This window comes from Rhizobium sp. CNPSo 3670 (assembly GCF_057784555.1).
The window spans coordinates 1-22,876 of the sequence record NZ_JBXSOL010000019.1 but is presented as its reverse complement, the minus strand read 5'-3'; the positions used below and the strand labels follow the sequence as shown (position 1 = coordinate 22,876).

19 protein-coding genes and 1 pseudogene are annotated in these 22,876 nt (G+C 59.6%); 13 read left to right on the top strand and 7 right to left on the bottom strand.

The genetic code is table 11. From position 1 onward, the window contains the following. Positions 1-160: 160 nt before the first annotated feature. The 5 genes from AC13QO_RS19840 to AC13QO_RS19820 form a co-directional block, all read right to left on the bottom strand. On the bottom strand, positions 161-514 hold the full coding sequence (locus AC13QO_RS19840) for an ArsR/SmtB family transcription factor (protein ID WP_085781639.1): 354 nt from the start codon (positions 512-514) through the stop codon (positions 161-163). Between the two features lie 181 nt (positions 515-695). Beyond that, on the bottom strand, positions 696-1,388 hold the full coding sequence (locus AC13QO_RS19835; RefSeq protein ID WP_085781638.1) for a response regulator transcription factor: 693 nt from the start codon (positions 1,386-1,388) through the stop codon (positions 696-698). A gap of 1 nt (position 1,389) precedes the next feature. After that, positions 1,390-1,767: a response regulator gene (locus tag AC13QO_RS19830; protein WP_085781637.1), complete on the bottom strand. Its 378-nt coding sequence runs from the start codon at positions 1,765-1,767 to the stop codon at positions 1,390-1,392. A 2-nt stretch (positions 1,768-1,769) separates the two neighbouring features. Continuing rightward, a complete protein-coding gene (locus tag AC13QO_RS19825) occupies positions 1,770-2,411 on the bottom strand; it encodes a response regulator transcription factor (RefSeq protein ID WP_488541596.1) in 642 nt (213 codons plus the stop codon). Next, positions 2,408-6,046, bottom strand: coding sequence for a PAS domain-containing protein (locus AC13QO_RS19820; RefSeq protein ID WP_488541595.1), 3,639 nt, complete (start codon positions 6,044-6,046; stop codon positions 2,408-2,410). Before AC13QO_RS19820 ends, AC13QO_RS19825 begins: the two co-directional genes overlap by 4 nt. Positions 6,047-6,381: 335 nt before the next feature. Between AC13QO_RS19820 and AC13QO_RS19815 the strand changes: the two genes are divergently transcribed. The 3 genes and pseudogenes from AC13QO_RS19815 to AC13QO_RS19805 all read left to right on the top strand — a co-directional run bounded on the left by AC13QO_RS19815 (position 6,382) and on the right by AC13QO_RS19805 (position 7,837). Continuing rightward, entirely contained in the window at positions 6,382-7,134 is a 753-nt protein-coding gene (locus AC13QO_RS19815) for an SDR family oxidoreductase (RefSeq protein ID WP_488541594.1), read from the top strand. 69 nt (positions 7,135-7,203) lie between these two features. Next, a complete protein-coding gene (locus AC13QO_RS19810; protein WP_488541593.1) occupies positions 7,204-7,437 on the top strand; it encodes an AbrB/MazE/SpoVT family DNA-binding domain-containing protein in 234 nt (77 codons plus the stop codon). Further along, a pseudogene (locus AC13QO_RS19805) lies at positions 7,434-7,837 on the top strand (type II toxin-antitoxin system VapC family toxin). The gene AC13QO_RS19810 and the pseudogene AC13QO_RS19805 overlap by 4 nt, the downstream one beginning before the upstream one ends. Positions 7,838-8,039: 202 nt before the next feature. Here the strand turns inward: AC13QO_RS19805 and AC13QO_RS19800 are convergent. After that, positions 8,040-9,143: a LacI family DNA-binding transcriptional regulator gene (locus AC13QO_RS19800; protein ID WP_488541592.1), complete on the bottom strand. Its 1,104-nt coding sequence runs from the start codon at positions 9,141-9,143 to the stop codon at positions 8,040-8,042. A gap of 323 nt (positions 9,144-9,466) precedes the next feature. Here AC13QO_RS19800 and AC13QO_RS19795 point away from each other — a divergent pair, with 323 nt between their 5' ends. The 6 genes from AC13QO_RS19795 (at position 9,467) to repC (ending at position 17,283) form a co-directional block, all read left to right on the top strand. Beyond that, positions 9,467-10,429: a sugar-binding protein gene (locus tag AC13QO_RS19795; RefSeq protein ID WP_085781632.1), complete on the top strand. Its 963-nt coding sequence runs from the start codon at positions 9,467-9,469 to the stop codon at positions 10,427-10,429. A 73-nt stretch (positions 10,430-10,502) separates the two neighbouring features. After that, positions 10,503-12,044, top strand: a complete 1,542-nt coding sequence (locus AC13QO_RS19790) for a sugar ABC transporter ATP-binding protein (RefSeq protein ID WP_085781631.1) — start codon at positions 10,503-10,505, stop codon at positions 12,042-12,044. A gap of 38 nt (positions 12,045-12,082) precedes the next feature. Continuing rightward, positions 12,083-13,108, top strand: coding sequence for an ABC transporter permease (locus AC13QO_RS19785; RefSeq protein WP_488541591.1), 1,026 nt, complete (start codon positions 12,083-12,085; stop codon positions 13,106-13,108). A gap of 519 nt (positions 13,109-13,627) precedes the next feature. Continuing rightward, positions 13,628-14,821: a plasmid partitioning protein RepA gene (gene repA / locus AC13QO_RS19780; protein WP_085781629.1), complete on the top strand. Its 1,194-nt coding sequence runs from the start codon at positions 13,628-13,630 to the stop codon at positions 14,819-14,821. Position 14,822: 1 nt separating this feature from the next. Continuing rightward, the gene (repB, locus tag AC13QO_RS19775) at positions 14,823-15,824 is read left to right on the top strand and encodes a plasmid partitioning protein RepB (RefSeq protein ID WP_488541590.1); all 1,002 of its coding nucleotides are present in this window, start codon (positions 14,823-14,825) and stop codon (positions 15,822-15,824) included. A 154-nt stretch (positions 15,825-15,978) separates the two neighbouring features. Then, positions 15,979-17,283 (top strand): plasmid replication protein RepC, encoded by a 1,305-nt coding sequence (gene repC / locus AC13QO_RS19770; protein WP_488541589.1) that lies wholly within the window; start codon positions 15,979-15,981, stop codon positions 17,281-17,283. A 44-nt stretch (positions 17,284-17,327) separates the two neighbouring features. Here the strand turns inward: repC and AC13QO_RS19765 are convergent, their stop codons facing one another. Then, a complete protein-coding gene (locus tag AC13QO_RS19765) occupies positions 17,328-18,341 on the bottom strand; it encodes a substrate-binding domain-containing protein (RefSeq protein WP_488541588.1) in 1,014 nt (337 codons plus the stop codon). Positions 18,342-18,610: 269 nt separating this feature from the next. Here AC13QO_RS19765 and AC13QO_RS19760 point away from each other — a divergent pair, with 269 nt between their 5' ends. From AC13QO_RS19760 to AC13QO_RS19745, 4 genes are all read left to right on the top strand, one after another. Continuing rightward, entirely contained in the window at positions 18,611-19,873 is a 1,263-nt protein-coding gene (locus AC13QO_RS19760) for an ABC transporter substrate-binding protein (protein WP_085781625.1), read from the top strand. Positions 19,874-19,939: 66 nt separating this feature from the next. Further along, on the top strand, positions 19,940-20,926 hold the full coding sequence (locus AC13QO_RS19755) for a carbohydrate ABC transporter permease (RefSeq protein ID WP_488541587.1): 987 nt from the start codon (positions 19,940-19,942) through the stop codon (positions 20,924-20,926). Continuing rightward, on the top strand, positions 20,926-21,756 hold the full coding sequence (locus tag AC13QO_RS19750) for a carbohydrate ABC transporter permease (protein WP_488541586.1): 831 nt from the start codon (positions 20,926-20,928) through the stop codon (positions 21,754-21,756). Before AC13QO_RS19755 ends, AC13QO_RS19750 begins: the two co-directional genes overlap by 1 nt. 11 nt (positions 21,757-21,767) lie before the next feature. After that, positions 21,768-22,793: an ABC transporter ATP-binding protein gene (locus AC13QO_RS19745; protein WP_488541585.1), complete on the top strand. Its 1,026-nt coding sequence runs from the start codon at positions 21,768-21,770 to the stop codon at positions 22,791-22,793. The last annotated feature ends 83 nt before the right edge of the window (positions 22,794-22,876 follow it).

The window sequence follows — 22,876 nt, the reverse complement described above, 5'->3', positions numbered from 1 at the left end:
CCGATGTGGTTCATTATCTCCATTCGCAATGGAGGCGTAATCACACCGTGGTCTAGGAGGCGTATATCAAACGTACATCAGCGATCGATGCGGTCGAAGGGCATGTCAGCAGAATTGGAGACCAATCATGAGCGGCAAGATCAGCGTTCCGCCATTGGCGTCAGGTGCGGACGGCTCGGGCACGTTCTGCCGCCGTACGGCGATGCGATCCGAAGATGTCCGCGAGCGTATCGAGCATTGCCCTGACCCCGTCAGATTGAAGTGAATAGTAGATCGTCTGCGCAGCCCTTCGTGTTTGCACGAGTTCCTGGTCTCGAAGAATTGCCAGATGCTGAGACGTCGAAGATTGGCTCAATCCCACTTCGTCAGCCAGTACGGTTACGGACATTTCTCCTTCGCTCAACAGATGCAGAATGTGAAGCCGTTTGGAATTCCCGATGGCCGACAGGAAGATTGCTTCGGTGTCGAAGGCATTGGTTTTAGGGGAAGGCGCGACGGACGATTGATTGTTCAAGGCGAGATCTCCTATGGGGAACCGAAGCGGTACGGTGTCATATCCCCGAACTTTAATTTAGAGATAACGCAAGCGTGCGGGGCCGAAACCCATTGATGGCGCCGAATCGTCTTTTTTGGCGTGAATCGGATACGGCGTGCATCAAATGGACAGCCGGCGTTCTTGGCGCCTTGATTAAAAGCTAACGCGCCCCCGCCTGACGCATCTGCACTGGCAATGTTTCCCAGGCCCGGATCAGCTCGCCGATAGAGGCGGCCTCCATCTTGTGCATGACGTTGCTGCGATGCAGCTTGACCGTCACTTCGCTGATGCCAAGGTCGAAGGCGATCTGCTTGTTTAGGCGCCCGCGTGCCACTTCGTGCAGAACCTCCCGTTCGCGCTGCGTCAGCGTCTCCAGCCGTTCGATATTGCGATTGGCGATCGCCGCTTCCGCTCGTCGTTCGCCGTCCATTGAAATGGCGGCGGTTACGGCATCAAGTAGCGTCTGGTCCCGCGCCGGCTTGGTGAGGAAATCCACGGCGCCGGCTTTCATCGCCTGGACGGTCATCGGGATATCTCCATGGCCGGTCAGGAAGATGATCGGCTTGGCAATGCCGTTCTCGGCCAGATGGCTCTGCAGATGGAGACCGCTTGCCCCCGGCATGCGCACATCGAGGATCAGGCAGCCGGGTCTGTTCAATATATCCGCGTCGAGCAGTTCGCGCGTCGAAGCAAAGCTGACCGGCTGAAAACCGGCCGACAAGATCAGCTCCGACAGCGCCTCGCGAATGGATGCGTCGTCGTCCACGATCATGACGAGCGGCTGATCCTCTTCACGTTCACGCTGCGCTGACAAAGGCGCCGATCTACGAACAAACGGCTGGTCAACCCTCATGTCACCCTCCATTTCTCGATTTGTGTAAGGCATTGGCGATGGCCGCGATCAGGGCCTGGGCATCGAATGGCTTGCGGAAGAATCCGCCGGCGCCTTGAGCGCGGCCCTGATCTGCGATCTCGTGGCGGCCCGTAATCAGGAAAACCGGCAGCTCCGGGCGTGACTTCCTGACGAGATCGCGGAGTTCGAAGCCGTCGATGCCGGGCATTCCGATATCGGTGATGAGCAGATCGAGGTCCGACAGCCCGTTGACGAGCAGCGAGCCTGCCGACGAGAAGCCGCGGGCGACATAGCCCGCCGATTCCAGAAGGTCGCTCATCGATTCAAGGAGTCTTGGATCGTCATCGACAATTGCCACGACATGTCTTGTCTTGTTCATGTTCAATTCCCTCCCACCCGGCGCGAGTGGGTTATCGGTATTTCCAGTTTCTCCGCGATGCGCACGAGGTCGGCGAGCGATGCCGCCGCCATCTTCTGCATCACGTTTCTTCTGTGGATCTGCAGCGTGACTTCGCTGATCCCCAGTTCTGCCGCCGCCTGCTTGTTGAGAAGGCCGCTGACGACGAGCGGCAACACCTCGCGTTCACGCGGTGTCAGGTCGAGATAGTGTTGCCTCAGCATGCCGAGTTCGGCGCGCTCGGTCCTCTTTTCCCGATCCTGGGCGAGCGCCGCCTGGATTGCCGTCATCAGGTGCTCGTCGCTGAACGGCTTCGTCAGGAAATCCACTGCGCCGCGCTTAATGGCGCGCACGGAGGAGGGGATATCGCCATGTCCGGTGATGAAAACGATCGGCGGATGATCGCCGTCGGCTATCTGCCTCTGCAGGTCGAGGCCGTTGATATCGGGAAGTTCGATATCGAGGATGAGGCAGGCGGGAACATCCGGCTTGTCCGCTTTCACATAGTTGCAGGCCGACTCGAAGGCGATGGCGCGTATGCCATGCGAGTCCAGCAGCTCGCCGAGCGCCTCGCGAATGCGCTCATCGTCATCGACGATGAAGACAATATGGTCGTCCGCCGTCATGACGCCACCTGTGTTACAATGGGCAATGTGAAGATCAACGTTGCTCCGCGCGGATTGTTCTGCTCCGCCCACAACCGTCCACCATGCAGTTCGACAATCGAGCGGCAGATCGCCAGGCCCATGCCCATGCCGTCTTCCTTGGTCGTGAAGAACGGCTCGAACATTTTTTCGGGAAACTCAATCCCCTGGCCATGATCGCTGACTTCCGTCTGTACGGCATTGCCGATGTGACGCACGCGCACCTCGATCACCCTGTCGCCGGCAATGGCCTCCATTGCCTCCATGCCATTACGGATGAGATTGATCAGAACCTGTTGGATCTGGGTGCGATCGACGGAGATCGGCGGGAGGTTGCCGTCGATCTGCAAAACCATGCGGGCGTGACGGCGCGCCATCTCGTCAGCCATGAGGTTGCGCCCTTCGTTGACGATGTCTGGCATCGTCGTATGAACCCTCCTGTCTGCGGATTGTTTGAACAGGGCGCGGATGCGGCTGACGACATCCGCGGCCGAGTTGGCGTCCCGAATGATGCGCTCGATTGTCCTTTGGGCACGCTCCATGTTCGGCGGTTCGGCCATGAGCCAGCGTTGGCAGGCGTGTGAGTTTGCGACGACGGCAGCGAGCGGCTGGTTCACCTCGTGGGCGATGGAGGCCGAAAGCTCGGCAAGGCTCGCGACCTGGCTCGCTCGCGCGAGACCCTCTCGCGCCTGACGCAGATCTTCCTCCGCCCGAACCTCGCCGTCGATATCGAGGCAGATGACATTCCATTGGACGATGGCGCCTTCGGCATTGCGCATCGGCGCAGCGCGCGTCTCGACCCAGCGATATTCGCCATCGAACCGCCGCAGGCGATGCCTGCGCGCATAGGGCTCACCGGTGCGCAATGAATGGGCGTAGTTCTCCTTGACCCCTGCCACGTCGTCGGGATGAACGCCGGCATCGAGCGTGCCGTCCAGCCGGCTTTTTCCCGTTCCATCAAGCGCTTCGAGCCTGTATCCGAGGAAGTCGCGCAGCTGAGGATTGCGATAGACCGGCTCCCCATCCGGCGCCGCGCAATCGATCATTGCCGGCAGCGTTTCAACGATCTGCCAAAGCGAACGCTCTCTCTCGCGCAACTCTTGCTCGATGCGCAATTGATCGTCGATGTCATGCGTCAGGCCATACCACTGAATGATCTGCCCGCTCTCGTCCCTGAGCGGCTCGGCGCTGCCTCTGACCCAGCGATAGACGCCGTCAGCGCGCCGCAGGCGATATTGCTTCGAGAAACGCTCGCCGGTGGCGAAGGAATGCTTCAGCGCCTCGGAAAGGCTCTCCGCATCGTCGGGATGGATGGCGGCTTCTATTATGGCGGACAGCCGGTTCATGCCGGGCTTTTCTGGGTTTGCAATGTCCGGGCCGAGAAAATTGATCAGCCGCTTATTGAAGAAAGTTGGCTCGCCATCCGCATTCAAGCGCCAGAGAAGGCTCGGGACGATGTCGACGAGCTGCGACAGCTCCCGTTCCCGCTCGCGCAGTGCCTGTTGCGCTCGCACCTCGTCATCGATATCGACCGCAGCGGCATACCATTGCACGATCGTTCCATTTTGATCCCGCAACGGCTCTGCGCGCCCCTCCATCCACCGATACGCACCGTCGGCGTGGCGCCGGCGATACTTTATCGTATAGGGCTCGCCGGTCGCGAGCGCACGACCGAGCACCTCGCGCATGCGAGGTCCATCGTCGGGATGCACGGTTGCTCCGATGAGCACCGCCAAACGGCTGAGATCGGGTTTGTCCCAGGCTGCGACATCATCCATCCCGATGGATTGCAGGGTGCGCCTGCTGAAGAAGGTTGGCTCGCCATTCGGCGCCATGCGGGCAATGTGAACCGGAACCATGTCGACGAGCTGTGACAGTTCGCGCTCGCGGTCACGTAGTGCCTCGAGCGCACGCACTTCTTCGTCGACATCGAGGGAAACGCCGTACCATTGCACGACCTTGCCGTCGTCGTCCCGCCGCGGCTCCACCCTGCATTCCGCCCAGCGATAGACGCCGTCCTTTTCAAGCCAGCGAAACCGCATGGCGGTGCCGCTGCCGCTTTCGAAGCATTTGCGCAGCGTGCGCTGAACGTCGGGCGCCTCATCGGGATGGATCAGTTGCTGCAGCAACTCGTCGATGCGGGGTTCGCCGTCGGCGTCGAAATCGGCGATGACGGCGCGGAAGTGATCCTGATAGCGTTTGTTGAAGTAGATTGATCCGCCCGCCGGCTCCACGCTCCAGATGCGGACAGGAACGGCGTCGATCATCTGCTGCAACTGCTGTTCGCTCCGGCGCAGCGTCTCTTCGGCATGGACTTGATCGTCGATATCGTGACAAAGCCCGTACCACTGAACGATGCTTCCCGCCTGATCGCGCATCGGCTCGGCGCGACTCGACATCCAGCGATAGACGCCGTCGGCGCGGCGCAGCCGATACCGCATGGCGAAATTCTCGCCCGTGACGAGGCAATGGCTGAGCGACTCTCTCAACGCCGCGGTGTCATCGGGATGAATGATGGCTTGAAGGACTGCTTCCAGCCGGCTCATATCCGGCTTGTCGGCATCGGCCACGTCAAGGCCGAGGAAATCAACCATGCGCTTGTTGAAGAAGGTCGGCTCGCCCGCGGGCGTCAGACGCCAGACGTGGCTCGGAACCATGTCCACCAGTTGCGATAGCTCGCTCTCCCGTTCGCGCAATGCGTCAACGCTTTGTCGCAACGAAAGCGACGCCAGTTGATGCTGGCGGGATATGGCCGCGACGATGAGCGCCGAAAGCGCCGAGATGGCCAGAAAAAGCTGCAGCATGATCTGCTTGTGCTTCTGGGACTCCGGATCGCCCGCGAATTGACCGGCGCCGGTTATCGTGAAGACCGCCGTAATCAGTGCCAGCAGCACGAGCGATATTGCCGCGCCCTTGAACTCGAAGCGGACCGCCGCCCACAGAAGAGGCGGCATGATGATATAGGCGAACGGAAGGTAGCCGCTCAGGGAAAGCGCGGCGATGGCGAGAAAGATGAGGCCGAGAACGCAAGCCTCCATCCATTGCGTGGTCGACAGCTGCAGTCTGCCCCGCCAGCTGTGTAGCACGACGAGCGCCAGCGGCGCCACGATGAGAACGCCGGTCGCATCGCCGATCCACCAGAGAGGCCATGCCGTCGCGAAGGATTGCGAGAGGATGCTAAACCACTCCAGCGTTGCGCTTCCAATGGTGGCGCTGACGATCGGAGCAATCCCGGCGCCGAGCGCGACGAAAGCGAGCACTTCCTGCAGGCTTTCCAGCCGCACCGGCCGCTGCAGAGCGCGGTTCACGAGCCAGGCGCCCGCCACCGCTTCCAGAGCGTTGCCGAGATAGATCAGGAAGGCGGCAAGCGGTGGACTGTGAAACCACAGGCCATTGCTGAACATCTCCGCCAGGCAGCCGCCCAGCACCCACCAGGGCCAGCTATATCCGGAACTGAGAATAAGCGTCGCGATGAAAAGCCCGCTCGCCGGCCAGATGGAAATGCCGGTTCCAGGCACGATCGCCAGAGATTGGGCGAAGCCGCAGGCGAGCACATAGGCGAGGAAGAAAAGCCCCAGACGCGGGAATGGCGGGCGGTGCAACCAGACCCTCTCCATCAACCGCTCCGGCCGGACAGGTAAAGCCTGGGGATCGTCAGTGTTTCCTACAGCAGGTGTTTTCCATTTCGGGGCCGGCGCGCTCATATTGAAACCGTAATCTTGCCGCAACACAACCGCAACTCATGGAAATCCATGCATTGCGCGGGAATAGAGCCGATTTTTCGGACCCTGGCGTAGTCTTTGGTGTTTCCGATGAGGCATCCTAAACTTTGGGCTGGCTTCACTATGCCTTGCGTCTCGGACGTTCGACCTCAGGCATGATGGAATGCGCTCGGCGGTCAGGTCATTCTCCGTCGGCGCAAGCACGAGGATGACGCAAAGAGGAGGCCGACATGAAGATCGTGGTAGCGGGAGCAAGCGGCCTTATCGGAACGCAACTTGCGGCGGATCTGCGGCGCTCGGGCCACGACGTCACGGCCGCATCTCCGTCGCTCGGCATCGATACAGTGACTGGCAAGGGCCTGGAAGCGGCAATGACATGTGCCGACGTCGTTGTCGATGTGACCAATGCCGCCTCCTTCGGCGACAGTTCGGCGCTGGATTTTTTCAAGGCATCGACGAAGAACCTGCTCGCGGCGGCGGCGGAAGCCCGCGTCCGGCACTATCTCGCGCTCTCCGTCGTCGGCACGCCGCGCCTCGTCGAAAGCGATTATTTCCGCGCGAAGGCGGTGCAGGAAAATCTCATTCGGGCTTCAACTCGCCCCCACACGATCATCCGCTCGACCCAGTTCTACGAATTCATCAACGGCGTGATCGACATCGGCGCCGAGGGCAACGTTGTTCGTTTGCCTCCGGCCTCCGCGAGGCCGGTCGCGGCTCGGGAAGTCGCGGCATTCCTGGCGGAACTGGCAACAGGAAATCCCTTGGGCAACATCATCGAGATCGGCGGCCCCGAACAGTTCGGCATCGATGACATCGCCCGGATCTATCTCGCCGCGAATGAAGACCAGCGACAGGTGATAACCGATCCATCCACCTCGTATTTCGGGGTCGAACTGACGGGTGACGTGTTGCTGCCTCATGTCGGCGCGCGCGTGGCGACCCAGAAGCTCTCCGAGTGGCTCTACCAGTCGATGGCGGCTTAGCGGCGTTCTTGAATTTTGCTGAATGAAGTAATACCTGCTTCTTGGAGAGTATTACAGAAGGCGTTCGCTATGACCACCACCGTTACTGCGAAAGGGCAGGTGACCATTCCGAAGCCTGTACGGGACATGCTTGGCATCGTTCCTGGCAGCCAGGTCGATTTTCATCGTGCTGCCGACGGCAGTGTGGTCCTGACGCGTGCCGACAAGAAACGGCCGGCGAGCCGCTTCGAGATGCTGCGCGGTCATGCCGGCAAGGGCCTCGATACCAACGCTATCATGGCTTTAACGCGCGGCGAAACGTGACCCTTGTTGATACCAATGTGCTCCTGGACCTCGTAATCGACGACCCGGAATGGTCGGACTGGCCTGTTGCGCAGCTCGAAGCCGCGAGTATCGAGGGCCCCTGCTCATTAACGATGTAGTCTATGCCGAACTTGCGGTTCGATACGAGAGGATCGAGGCGCTGGAGGCCTTTGTTGAACAGGCCGCCCTCGACATGACGCCGATGCCGAGATCCGCTTTGTTTCTCGCCGGCAAGGTTTTCACGCAATATCGCAAAGCAGGCGGTACGCGTACCGGCGTGCTTGCCGATTTCTTCATCGGCGCTCATGCCGCCGTGCAGCAGCTGCCGCTCCTGACGCGAGATGGCGGCCGCTATCGCAGCTATTTCCCCTCCTTGAAATTGATAGCGCCCGGTTCGTGAGGCGAAGACCTGCGTGACGGCAGATTTCAACAAATCTCCTGCAGCGGCGGCTCAAGCTTTTGCGACGGCTCCAACACTGTCGGCCGGTTTGGTCTTCGCACCAAAGGGTGAATCCTGTTCTATTGAATAACTAGGGAGTGATGCCGACCGAGACGGGGATCATGCTCCAGCCGTGCAGTGCCCCGCCGGCTCGGCCCCAAGTCTATCGCGGGCCATGTGCCCCATCGAAGATATGCCGCGCCTTGGCCCTCGGCGCAGCGACGGAATGACGATTGACCAGCGAGCATTCGAGCTTCGTAATTGGATAGCGCTTGCCGGGCATGGTCTGCAGGTTGAGATGTTCAATCGCCCACTGACCCATGGCGAGGTGCGGAAGGACCGAAGTGGTCAACGCCGGTACCAGATGTCTCGAAATTTCTTCGTCGTCGTACCCGACCACCGACATGTCCTGGGGAATGCGAAGCCCGGCATCTTTGAGCGCTTCATAGCATCCCACTGCAGTGCGGTCGTTCTGGCAGAAAATCGCGGTCGGGGGTTCCTGCAAAGCAAGCAATTGCATCGTAGCGGCGTAGCCGGCACCGGCCGACCAGTCGCCTTCAACGACCAATTCTGGATCGAAGGGTATATCGGCGGTCGCTAGTGCACGGCGGTATCCCGTCAGCCGGTCTTGCGCAGCCTGCATCCAAATCTCGCCGGTGATCGTTCCGATGCGATGGTGGCCGTGCGTGATCAGATGCCGGGTGGAGCTCTGGCCTCCGGCGATTTCACTTGGCACTACGGCTGGAAAGGCATGATCCGCCGTGTAGCAGTTCAACAATACCGTCGGGATGTTGAGTTCACAGACATAAGAGGGGAGTTGGACCTCTCTGGTATAGATTGTCATATATATGAGTGCGGATATGCCCCCGTTCGTCAGGGCCCTGATTGCTTTTGGCTCCATGACGGGATCACCCAGCGTCTGGGTAACCAACAACACGTTGCCCGTGTTCCAAGAGGCTTGGCGGGCGCCCTCAATCGCCACAATTGCTTCCGGGCTGGTAGCGAGCTGATCCACGGCGAAACCGACCACGTTGTCCAGGCCCGAATAAGAGGCCTTCATGGTATAGCTTGTCCCCATGTAGCCTAGGGCGCGCGCCGCCTCCAATACGCGGTCGCGAGTCTGCTGTGAGATGCGGGTGCCGGGCGTGTCGTTGAGCACGAAGGAAACAGCCGCCTGTGAGCAGCCGGCCGCCGCGGCTATGTCCATCATCGTCACGCGGGCCGGCTTTTCTATTGCAGGCTTCTTTGGGGTCCTGGGCTTACGCATTCGCGGGAACGCTCTCCGATTCTGAGTGTAACAGGCATTTTTTGATAATAAATATTAGCACTTGTCCGAAAGTGATGGCAATCACGTTAGGGGTTGAAATTCTTGGTCGTCATTGGCGGAAAACTTCATTCGAACCCTTCCCGGATGAAATGTTTTGATGCGCATTGATAATACTATTTACTAATTAAGATTCTTGTATACCGTCAGGGGGCGATCGGAAACAATGCCTAGTCGCTCTGCGACGGCCCTAGGAGGGGGCGCGCATTTGGCCGGCCGTATATCGCAAACGGGCCTGCGCGACCGCGGCCCTCGGGAGGTATGCCATGAAACAGCTGAAATGGAATGCAGCCTTGTTCCTTGCCGGGCTGATAGTGAGCGCGGCGCCACTTGCAGCATCTTATGCCGCCGATAAGCCGACCCTTGCTTTCGTTGTCAACGGAGCGTCTGACTTCTGGAAAGCCGCGGAAGCAGGCGTGAAGAAAGCCCAGGCCGAATTGCCTGACTACCAACTGGAGCTCAAGTACCCTGAGCAGGCATCGGTAGCCATCCAGCAGCGCCTGATGGAAGACCTTGTCAGTGCTGGCGTCAAGGGGATCATGGTTTCCGCAGTCGACCCCAAGACCCAGACCGAGGGCTTGAACAAGATCGGCTCACAAACAGCTCTCTTCACGACCGACAGCGACGCGCCGCAGACCAACCGCGTCGCTTATATCGGCTCATCCAACATCGACGCAGGTCTGCAGGCAGCCGAAATCGCGAAGAAGGCAATGCCGGATGGCGGCAAGTGCATCGGTTTTGTCGGGCTCCTCGGCGCCGATAACGCCAAGGAACGCATTCAGGGTATGAAGGACGGACTTAAGGGCACGAAGATCGAGCTGACAGATGTGCGCGGCGACGATATCGACCAGACACGCGCAAAAAAGAATGTCGAGGATGCTCTGGTGGCCAGCCCGGACGTGACCTGCATGGTCGGCTTCTACTCTTATAACACGCCACGCATCTATGAGGCGCTGCGCGACGCCGGAAAGCTTGGTCAGATCACTGTCGTCGGCTTTGACGACGATCCGATCACGCTCGGAGGCGTCAAAGAAGGCACGGTCGCGGCAACCGTCGTGCAGCAGCCATTCGAATGGGCTTATCAGGGGATGAAGCTGATGGCCGCCTACCTCAAGGGCGACAAGTCCGGTATTCCCAGCAACGGCTTGATCATCATTCCGACAGTGATCATCGGCAAGGATGACGTCGATAAATATGCCGCTAACCTGAAGGCCATGGCTGGAAAGTAATTCCCTCTCGCGGCGGGGGTACTCCCCGCCGCGAAATGTTTCTTGCCGCAGCACCCGCAGTCATGGACAGGCAATGAATCATAGCTCAGACATCCCGTCACCGGACGCGCCTGCAACGCCGTTCCTTTCGCTTTCCGGCGTTGGCAAGACTTTTCCAGGCGTCGTGGCGCTTGACGGGTTGTCGCTCGACATCGTGCCGGGAGAGGTCATCGGCTTGGTCGGCGAGAACGGGGCCGGAAAATCGACGCTGATGAATATTCTTGGCGGCGTGATCGCTCCGGATCGGGGCACGATCCTGCTCGATGGCGCAGAGCTTCGCCACCTCACCGTGGAGACGAGCATCGCATCCGGCATCGCTTTTGTGCATCAAGAACTCAACCTTTTTGACAATCTCGACGTCGCCGCCAATATCTTCCTGGGCCGTGAGCCGTTGAAAGCGGGACCTTTCAAGTTTGTCGATCGCGCTCGGCTTCGCGAGATGGTGACCCCGCTCTTGAAGCGTGTAGGGGCACATTTTTCCGCCGATACACCCGTTGCGGCGCTTTCCCTCGCCGAACAGCAGATGGTGGAAATCGCCAAGGCACTGTCGATCAAGGCCAGGCTTGTCATCTTCGACGAACCCACGTCCAGCCTGCCGCTGGCCGAAACCGAGCGGCTCCTGAACATCATCAAATCGCTGAAAGCGGATGGTATCAGTGTGATCTTCATCTCGCACCGTCTCCACGAGGTTGAGCGCGTAGCGGACCGGGTAGTCGTATTGCGCGATGGCACGCTCGTCGGTACGCTCGCCAAGAAGGACATTGGCCATGATCAGATGGTCAAGCTGATGATCGGCCGGTTGCTCGCGGCCCGGACGGCAAAACCGCAGCGTTCGCCAGGCCCGGTCGCATTGAAGGTAAATGGTGTGCGCACCGAGGCCTATCCCAGCCGCCCCGTTGACCTGGAAATCAGGTACGGAGAAATCCTGGGGCTTGCAGGCCTCGTCGGATCTGGCCGCACCGAGCTTGCAAGGGTACTCTTCGGCATCGACCGGAGTTACGGGGGAGCCATTCTGCAGGACGGACGCCAAATTGCGATCGGTTCTGCTCGGGACGCTGTCGCCCGCGGCATCTTTCTGGTGCCGGAGGATCGCAAGCGCAATGGCATTCTTCTTGATCTTCCGATCGCCCAGAACATCACCCTTGCCGATCTTCCCAGGATTTCAAGTCGCTTCATGGTCTCCGCTGAACGGGAGATCGAGGCCGCTGAAAAGCAGCGTGTTCGTCTCGGTATCAAAGCGCCCTCCGTTTCGACGCGAACCGGCACTCTGTCCGGTGGCAACCAGCAGAAGGTGGTTCTGGCTAAATGGTTGTCGATGAGTCCGAGGGTAATGATCTTCGATGAGCCGACACGCGGCATCGATATCGGCGCGAAGAATGAAATCTACGGCCTGATGCGAGCGCTTGCCGATGCCGGTGTCGCGATCCTGATGATCTCCAGCGACATGGAAGAGGTGATTGGCGTTTCTGACCGCATCGCCGTCATGCACGAGGGCCAGATCGCCGGCATTCTCGAAGAGGACGAATTCAGTCAGGAAAGCGTCCTTTTGCTTGCTGTCGGCAAAAGCGTAAAATAGCGGCTGCGGCCATTATGGGTATCGGGGATGGGTCTCGAATGATCAAGAAAGATCTTGGACTGCTGCTTTTGATCATCGTTGTCGGCGTCGTCGTCGCCATCATCAACCCGCGCTTCTTGCTGCCGATCAACCTTGCGAACACCGCCAACCTGATCGGCCTGTTCGGGATCCTATCGATGGGGCAAGCTTTTGTCATTATTACGGGCGGTATCGAGCTTTCGGTGGGCTCGCTCGTAGCGCTTCTGGGCGTACTGTTCGTCGATTTCATTGCCGTTCAAGATATGCCCTGGACGTTGGCGTTACCGCTCATTCTCTTGCTCGGCGCAGTCATAGGCGCCGTCCACGGTTGGCTCATCACCCGGCTCAACTTACAGCCCTTCGTCGTCACCCTCTGCGGTCTCCTGATCTATCGCGGGGCGGCGCGCTTCTATACGGCCGACGGAACGGCGGGATTTGCCTTCGGTCAGAATTTTCCGCAGCTTGAGTTTCTGACCGCGGGGCGGTTCTATGGCATTCCGAGCACCTTCATTGCCATGGTCGTCATTGCCGTAGCCATGTGGCTGGTGCTTCATCGCTCTGTCTTCGGACGTTATCTTTACGCGATTGGAAAGAACGAAGAGGCTGCTCGCTATTCAGGTATTCGGACCGACCGTTTGGTTATGACGGCCTATGTCATCTGCGGACTGCTTACGGCGCTTTCGGCGATCTATTTCGCCATGTATACGCGCTCGATCTCGCCGGCGAGCCATGGCCAGTTCTACGAGCTCTACGCGATTGCCGCCGCCGTGCTCGGCGGCTTTTCACTCCGTGGCGGTGAGGGATCGATCGTCGGGGTCGTGCTGGGTACCGTCCTACTGCAGGAGTTGCAAAACCTTGTGAACCTGCTCGGCATTCCCTCGTCGCTGAACTTCGCCGTCATGGGTGGTGTGATTCTCATCGGCGTCCTGATCGACCAACAATGGCATTCGATCCGCGCAAAGCGACGCCTCGTCTCCGCCGCACGGCAGACTGAATCCCGTCTTCCAAACGAAGGAAGCTTGCCGGTGGTTGCTAACCGGGACTAAGAAGCAGCCAAGCGGATTGTCGGCTGCTCATCAAGGACATAGTGTCATGACCATCGGTATACCGCCGAAAGGTGGCGTTGGCCGACGCTATTTGGACGAAAGCGATCGCCCATCGCCGCGGTGAAATTGCCGGTTTGCCGTACGAACAGCAAGACGGAAAGCCCACGCATTCTCGAACCGCACGACGCTTTGATGTGTCGTGCTGATCAACGGCAACAAAACCTGACGGATGACTGGCTACGGTTACCTTGAGCCTGTCTGTGCCGCGGGAGCGTGCCGCAAAAACGCAATGAATTCCAGATTCATAACGAGAATGAAGGCCTTGCCCGTGGGCATCGCGAGCGGTGCCAATCACCGCCGTCCGATCCGCCAAACCTCCAGGTTTCGGAGCCCGGTTTTAGTGGCTCTGATGCGTGTTTTGGTTAAGCATTTGTAATCCAGCCACGAATCGCGGCATATAGTAACTGCGCAACTGAGGCGCTTTCGTTCAAAATTGCGCAGTTATTTGGGAAAACCAATATGCAGCCGAGGCTTGCTCTCCAAGACGATCAAGAGCATCTCCCGTCACTTCTGGCAACAGATGCGCAGGAGTTGTCCTATCAACTTCAGCAGCATCAGGCGAAAATCTTTCCCCCTTTGTCGCAGAAGACGATCAGGACATTTTCTCCGGCGGAGGCTGCGGCCTTCATCGGCATCGGCGAAGGTTATCTCCGGCAGGTGGCCGCTGATGGCCATGGTCCGGATCCGCTGGCAAACGGTCGACGGCTCTATAGCGCAACCGACATGGACCGGATCCGCCGAGTCCTCGACGAGCGGAACGGCACGCCGAAATATGTGCCGGCCCGCAGGCCGGGCGAAAAGCTCCAGATCGTCTCCGTGATGAATTTCAAGGGCGGCTCGGGCAAGACCACGACCGCGGCCCACTTCGCGCAATTCATGGCGCTCCGGGGCTACCGCGTCCTTGCCGTTGACCTCGACCCGCAGGCGTCCCTGTCTGCTTTGTTCGGCCATCAGCCGGAATTCGACGTCGGTGTGGGCGAAACGATCTACGGCGCGATCCGCTATGACGATCCGCGCCCGATCGCCGACATCGTGCGCGCCACCTATACGCCGAACCTGCATCTCATTCCCGGCAATCTCGAATTGATGGAATTCGAGCACGAGACACCGAAGGCCATGACATCGGGTAGGGCCGAGACGATGTTCTTTGCCCGCATCGGCGAGGTGCTGACCGATATCGAGAGCCTTTACGACATCGTCGTCGTCGACTGCCCGCCGCAGCTCGGCTTCCTGACAATGTCGGCGCTCTGCGCCGCGACCTCGGTGCTGATCACGGTTCATCCGCAAATGCTCGACGTCATGTCGATGTCGCAGTTCCTGACGATGACCAGTGAACTCATGTCTGTCGTCGAGAAGGCCGGCGGGCGCACCAGCTATGACTGGATGCGCTATCTTGTGACGCGGTTCGAACCGAATGACGGGCCGCAAAGCCAGATGACCGGCTTCATGCGGGCGATCTTCGGCAATCGCATGCTCCACAACGCGATGGTGAAATCGACGGCCGTTTCCGATGCAGGCGTCACCAAGCAGACACTCTACGAAGTCGAGCGCTCGCAATTCACACGCGGAACCTATGATCGGGCGCTGGAGTCGCTGAACCTCGTGAATGGTGAGATCGAAGCGCATATTCGCTCCACCTGGGGAAGGAGATAGGATGGCGCGCAAGAACCTGATCGAATTTTCCGCACCGAGCCCGGCAAGGGCGGAAGCGGTCGCGCCGCGCGAAAATCGTCCGATTGCCGGCTTCGTGCCGCAGGAGCGCAGTGGCGGGCCGGTCGGCGGCATTACCAAGACACTCGGCAACATCACCGAGAAGATGGAGCGCGCCAGCGAGCTGGAGCGGCAGCTTGCCGCGGGCCAGATGATCGTCGAGCTCGATCCCGGCCTGATCGACGCGTCTTTCGTCAGCGATCGCCTGGCGCTCGATGCTGGCGAGCTCGCCGAGCTGGTCGAACAGATCCGGGAGCATGGGCAGCAGGTCCCGATCCTCGTGCGTCCGCATCCGGAAGCCAAAGGCCGCTATCAGGTCGCCTATGGCCATCGCCGCCTGGCAGCCACGAGAGAGATCGGCATCAGAGTCCGCGCGGTCGTCCGTGACCTGACCGACGGCCAGCTGGTCGTCAGCCAAGGCCAGGAAAACAGCGCCCGCACCAATCTCTCCTATATCGAGCGCGCGCTCTTCGCGTCGCGGCTCGAGGAACGCGGCTTTGCCCGCGACGTCATCATGGCGGCGCTGAGCGTCGACAAGGCGGCGCTGTCGAGGATGCTGATCGTGATACGGCAGGTGCCGTTGGCGCTCATCAACGCCATAGGTGCTGCGCCTGATATTGGCCGGCGGCGATGGCTGGAACTCGGCGAGCAGCTCGAAAATGCCGATGTCGAGAAGATCATCGCGGAGTTGTCCGCGGACGACGCGCGGAAGATGACGAGCGACGAGCGGTTTCACCGGGCATTCGTTCTGGCAAAGAAAAAGGCCGCGGCATCGAAGCCGGCAGTCGTCAAATCCGAGGTCAGCGGCGTGCCGGTGACCGTTAAAAAAACAGCATCCGGCGCAACCTTTGTCTTCGACGGCAAGACTGCGCCCGGTTTCGACCAATTTGTCCAGGAACGGCTACAGGTTCTGTTCCAGGAGTTCAAAAAGCACAGAGGAGCGTAGCGCGCAAAAGAAAAAGGCCCCCAACGACGCCGTCGTGGAAGCCCTTCTCAGATCTTAAGCACATCGAGAATCGCATTTCCACGAATCACAGTCAAGCGTCTTAGGCACCAAAGTGGTGGACTGTTTTCTTTTGCCTGAACGAAGGTGAAGGCAAATGGAGAGTGGATATGTGACGACGCCCTTTGGGCGGCGGCCGATGTCGCTTGGCATGCTGGCAAGCCAGCAACTGGCCGAGAGCATCGAGCCCGGGATAAGACGTAGCAAGTGGAAACTGTTCAGGGCGATTTGCGAGGCGCGGCCGGCGCTTGGTGTGACCGATCGGGCGCTGACGGTGCTCGATGCGCTGCTCACCTTCTATCCCGGTGACGAGATTTCCGAGGAGAAGGGCCTGATCGTCTTTCCCTCGAATGCGCAGCTTTCGCTTCGCGCCCGGGGTATGACGCCGGCGACGCTGCGGCGACATCTTGCCGTGCTGGTCGAGGCTGGCCTGATCCTGCGCAAGGACAGCCCGAACGGAAAGCGCTATGCGCGTCGCGACAGGGAAGGGGAGATCGGTGAGGCGTTCGGCTTCAGCGTCGCGCCACTGCTGGCGCGCGCGGTCGAAATCGAAAACCTGGCCGCCGAGGTGGTTGCCGATCGAGAACTCATCCGGGCGACCAGGGAGCGCCTCACCGTGTGCCGGCGGGATATCTCGAAGCTGATCGCAGCAGCGATCGAGGAAGGTGTGCCTGGCGACTGGGAGCAGATGTCGCTGATGTTTCACGGTCTCGTACGCAGGATTCCACGCGTCGCGGGGGCCGAGGAATTGGCTTTACTGCTCGACGAGATGGGGCTGCTGCGCGACGAAGCCGTCAACCTGCTGGAAAGACATATAAAATTACAAAAATTAGACGCCAATGAGTCTCAAACTGAGCGCCACAAACAGAATTCAAACCCCAACTCCACTTCTGAACTTGAACCAAGCTTCGACACGAAGCAGGGCGCGAAGCCGGCGACCGATAACGACCCGGTCGCCGGACCGCAGGACGAGCGAAGATTGAAACATCCGGCATCGGCCGGCGCAATGAGCGGCAGGAAATCCGGCGCGGCTGAATCGGCGGCGGGACAGACGCTGAAATCCTTCCCGTTAGGCCTCGTCCTCCAGGCCTGTCCGCAAATCCTCGATTATGGGCCGGGTGGAACGATCGGCAATTGGCGCGACCTGATGTCGGCGGCCGTCGTCGTCCGCTCGATGCTCGGCGTCAGCCCCTCGGCCTATGAGGAAGCCTGCGCCGGCATGGGGCCGGAAAACGCCGCGACGGTGATCGCCTGCATTCTGGAAAGGGGCGGGCACATCAATTCGCCCGGCGGTTATCTCCGCGATCTCACCCGTAGGACCGAGAGAGGCGAGTTTGCGATCGGTCCGATGCTGATGGCGCTGGTGCGGGCAAATGGTGGAGTGCGGCGCGATGCCGGCTGATGGACTTCGGCTGCAGCACAGTCGTGCATCGAGTGATTGCTCGGTCAGCGCGGCGGCGTGGTACTTTCCCGCAGGATCAATTCGACGGGCCACAATTCATGGATCTCGTCTGCGGGGCGGCCAGCGATGAGCTGTAGTGTCAGCTCGGCGCAGCGTGTGCCCGCAGCACGCATGGAAGATCGTGTAGTCGAAAGCGACGGGACCATATTCTCGGCCGTCAGATAGGGGAAGACGTCGTCATGGGCGATGACGGAAACGTCCTGTCCGACCGTCATCCCAAGCGAACGGACGGCACGGTAGACACCAAGCGCAGTCATGGTGGAACCGGCAACGATGGCGCTCGGGGCATTGGCGCTCTCCAGAAAAGAGCGGGCGTGGCGAAAGCCGCTCTCGTCGGAAAATTTATCGCAGACCATCAGGCTGGGATCTGCGGTGAGCCCACGCTCCTGATGCGCTATCCGAAAACCCTGTTCGCGATGGATTGAATAGGTTTTGCCACGCAGGCCATTGATCATGCCGATGCGCCGGTGCCCGAGATCGAGCAGGTGTTCGGTCACTCTGCGCACGGCATTTTCATTGTCGATATCGAGCCAGGCATGAACGTGCTCGGTCTCCGAGCGGCCGTGGACCAGAAAAGGCACGCCGAGGCTGTTCAGCATTTCGATCCGCGGATCTCTGGGGCGTGGCGAATGAATGATCACCGCGTCTACCCGGCGGCTTTCGACCAGGCGCCGGTACGCCTGGATCTCGTCTTCGTCATTATGCGCGGTAATAGGTGTGATGAGAATATCCGTATCGGTCGTTTCCAGGCGCTGCGCCATCCCCGACACGAATTCGGCAAAATGAATTTCTCCTGAACGCCCCATCATGACGCCGATCGCTCCGGCTCTTCCAGTCTTCAGGCGCACGGCATTGATATCGGGGCGATAGCCAAGCCGCATTGCTTCGCTCGCAACCCGGGCGCGCGTGGCTTCGCTCACCTCCGGATAGCCGCTAAGTGCGCGACTGACCGTGGTCGGAGAAAGCCCAAGCTGCTTTGCAAATTCACGAAGTTTCATCGATGTCTTCTTTGTCCGGGAAATCAATGGACGATGCGTTGATGATGCGCAACGGGCAAGTGCTGATTCAGTTCAAATTGAAAACGGTTTCAATTATGTGACGTTGAAATGTCGGCTGCGGATGCCGGATATACGCCCTTATCCGCGCAGCATGGCTATTATTATCATACAAATACAACCTCCAGAAGCCGGTTTTGGTGTCTTGACGTCATCAAAGCCTTCTGCGATGTTGCGTTTGCCAAATCGATTTCAATTTCTGGGAGGAGATTATGAAAAACTTTGCTCTGGCCTTATCCGCGATTGGACTTGCTCTCGCGGCCGGCCCCATCCACGCCGCAGAAATTTCGTTTGCCGCGAACACCACCGGGAAAAACGTCGAATTCCTGAACAAGCAGCTCGCGATTTTTGAGAAGGAGACCGGCAATCAGGTGAAGCTCGTCACCATGCCATCGTCGAGCAGCGAACAGTTCTCGCAGTATCGCTTGTGGCTTGCCGCGGGGAACAAGGACATCGACGTCTATCAGACCGATGTCATCTGGGCGCCGCAGCTTGCCGACCAGTTCATTGATCTGAAGGAGGCCACCAAAGATGTGGCTGGCCAGTTCTTCCCGTCGATCATCGCTTCGCAGACCGTCAATGGCCGGCTCGTGGCGCTGCCGTTGTTTACCGATGCTCCGGCGCTGTTTTACCGAAAGGACCTGCTCGAGAAATATGACAAGCTGCCGCCGAAGACCTGGGACGAGATGGCCGCAACCGCCAAGGAGGTCCAGGATAAAGAGCGTCAGGCCGGCCAGAAGGACCTTTGGGGCTACGTCTTCCAGGGCAATTCCTATGAGGGGCTGACCTGCAACGCGCTGGAATGGGTGAAGTCGTCGGGGGGCGGCCAGATCGTCGAGCCGGACGGCACGATCTCGATCAACAACGAGAAGGCGGCGGCAGCGCTCGAACGCGCCAAGGGATGGATCGGCACGATTTCGCCGCCCGGCGTGCTCGCCTATCAGGAAGAAGAATCGCGCGGTGTCTGGCAGACCGGTAACGCTGTCTTTATGCGCAACTGGCCATATGCCTATTCCCTCGGCAACGGCGCCGATAGCGCCGTGAAGGGCAAGTTCGACGTGATGACGCTGCCGGTTGCGGCCGCCGGCGACAAGCCATCCTCGACACTCGGCGGCTGGAACCTGGCGGTGTCGAAATATTCGGAAAAGCAGGAAGCAGCCATCGCGCTCGTCAAATTCCTGGCGTCGAAGGACGTGCAAAAGGCTCGCGCCATCGAGCTGTCCAATCTGCCGACACTGACCGACCTTTATGACGACAAGGATATTGCCGCCGCGCAGCCCTTCATGCCCAACTGGAAACCCATCTTCCAAGATGCGGTGCCGCGTCCTTCGGCGACAGCCAAGGTGAAATACAACGAAGTGTCCTCCAAGTTCTGGACGGCAGTGCACAATACGCTGTCCGGCAGCGGCTCGGCCGCCGAGAACCTCGAGCTCCTGGAAGCCGACCTGACGACCCTTAAGGGCGACGCCTGGTGAGTAGCGGGACCGGCGGCCGAGAGGGCGTCGGTCCAGTCTCCGGAGGGCTAAACGGAAAGGCGTTTCATGACTGAAATCGTAGTTCCACAAGCAATTGAACCCAAGGTTTCCAAGCTCAGAGCCTCTACCGAGCTGCGATCCGAGCGCGTCCGGTCCGCCTGGATTTTTCTGGCGCCGACGCTGTTGATCCTGGCAGTTGTCGCGGGCTGGCCGCTGTTCAGAACCATCTATTTCAGCTTTACGAATGCGTCGCTCAACGACCTTGGCAATGCTGAGTTTGTCGGCTTTGCCAATTATTTGTCGTGGGTGACGCTGAAGAGCGGAAAGACCAACTATCGCGGCCTGCTGGCCGATCCGATCTGGTGGACTGCCGTCTGGAACACTGCCAAATTCACCCTCCTTTCGGTCGCGATCGAGACCATACTCGGATTGATCGTCGCGCTGGTGCTCAACGCGCAGTTCGTCGGGCGTGGCATCGTTAGGGCCGCAATCCTCATTCCCTGGGCGATTCCGACCATCGTCTCGGCCAAGATGTGGGCCTGGATGCTCAATGATCAGTTCGGAATTCTCAATGATATTTTGCTCGGCTTCGGCCTGATCAGCGAGAAGATCGCCTGGACCGCAAATCCGGAAACGGCGATGGTCGCCGTGCTGATCGTCGACGTCTGGAAGACGACGCCCTTCATGGCGCTTCTGATCCTTGCCGGACTGCAGATGGTGCCGGGAGATATTTATGAAGCGGCCAAGATCGACGGCGTCAATCCGGTCAAGGTTTTCTGGCGTCTGACGCTGCCGCTGATCCGGCCTGCCATCATGGTTGCCGTGATCTTCCGGATGCTGGATGCGATGCGCATCTTCGACCTGATCTATGTTCTGACGCCCAACAATGCGCAAACGAAGACCATGTCGGTCATGGCGCGCGAGAACCTGTTCGACTTCGACAAGTTCGCCTATGGCGCCACCGCCTCGACGGTGCTTTTCCTTATCATCGCCTCTGTCACCGTCCTCTATATCTGGTTCGGCCGCGTTAAGCTCGGCGGGGAGGAACGCTGATGCTGCTTTCGATCACCAGGAACACGCTTTTCTACCTGCTCGTTACGATCATCGTCATCATTGCGGTTTTCCCGTTCTACTATGCGATCCTCACCAGCCTGAAGACCGGCACGGCCCTTTTCCAAGTCGATTATTGGCCGACCTCGATCTCCTTCAGCAACTATGCTTCCGTCATGGGGCAGGGCAGTTTCGTTCGCAGCCTTGCGAATTCCGCGATGATTGCCTGCGTCGTGGTTTCAGCATCGCTGCTGCTCTCGATCACCGCTTCGTTCGCTTTGGCCAGGGTTCACTTCCGCGGACGGGCACTCTTGATGTTGACCATCCTGTCGGTGTCGATGTTTCCTCAGATTGCCGTGCTTGCAGGCCTCTTCGAACTGATCCGCTGGATCGGCATCTTCAACACACCCTTCGCGCTGATCTTTTCCTACGTGATTTTCACGCTGCCATTCACTGTCTGGGTGCTGACGACCTTCATGCGGGAATTGCCGATCGAGATCGAGGAGGCGGCGATCGTCGACGGCGCCTCGCCATGGGTCACCGTCACTCAGGTCTTCATGCCGCTGATGTGGCCGGCGCTGGTGACAACAGGGCTGCTCGCTTTCATCGCCGCCTGGAACGAGTTTCTTTTCGCGCTGACGTTCACATCGTCCGATACGCAACGGACGGTGCCGGTCGCCATCGCCCTGCTTTCGGGCAACAGCGCGTTCGAAATTCCCTGGGGCAACATCATGGCGGCTTCGGTGATCGTCACCGTGCCGGTTGTCGTGCTTGTTTTGATATTCCAGCGCCGGATCATTTCGGGGCTGACTGCCGGCGGCGTCAAGGGTTGAGGGAGAAGGACATGGCAGAGATCCGACTGGAGAACATCCGCAAGAGCTTTGGCGCTTTCGAGGTGATCAAGGGCGTGACGATGGAGATCCGCAGAGGCGAGTTCATGGTGTTCGTGGGGCCGTCCGGATGTGGCAAGTCTACGCTGCTCAGGCTTATCTCCGGGCTCGAGGACATCACCTCGGGAACCCTCGCCTTCGACAATGAGACGGTAAACCGGCACGCGCCGTCGAAGAGAGGGATCGCCATGGTCTTCCAGTTCTACGCGCTCTACCCGCATATGACGGTCTTCGACAACATGGCGTTCGGCATGAAGCTTTCCGGGAGCAACAGAGACGAATGCCGCCGGCGCGTCGAGCAGGCGGCCGGCATGCTGCAGCTCTCATCCTATCTGGACCGCTTGCCGCGACAGCTTTCCGGCGGGCAGCGTCAGCGTGTCGCAATCGGCCGGGCGATCGTGCGCGATCCCAAGGTCTTTCTCTTCGACGAGCCGCTGTCCAATCTCGACGCGGCGCTTCGCGTCGCGACGAGGCTTGAGATCGCCAAGCTTCATCGCAGCATGCACGGTACGACGATGATCTATGTGACGCATGATCAGGTCGAGGCCATGACGCTGGCCGATCGAATCTGCGTGCTGAGGGACGGCGTCGTCGAGCAGATCGGCACGCCGCTGGAACTTTACGAAAGCCCGAACTCGGTCTTCGTCGCCGGCTTCATCGGTTCGCCGAAAATGAATTTCCTGTCGGGCGGGCTGGCACAGCCCTATGACAGCCATACGATCGGCGTGCGCGCAGAGCATGTTCGCATCTCGCCCGAGTCTCCGGTTTGGAGAGGCACGGTCATCCATTCCGAAATCCTCGGCTCCGATAGCTTTGTCTATCTGGATATTGGGGCGGATGAGCCGCTTGTCGTGCGGGAGGCCGGCGTCGCCCGTCATGAGCCGGGCCATACGCTTGGCCTGGCGCCACTTGCCGGGCACATCCACCGTTTCGACCGGTCGGGCCGGGCGCTCGAACGTGAATCCATGCGGGCAGCCTGATCTTCCAGGCATCGATGTCTTTCCCGAAGCTCGATCCGCGTCAACTACAAGGAGAAAACGACGTGACCATACGCACCGTTGTC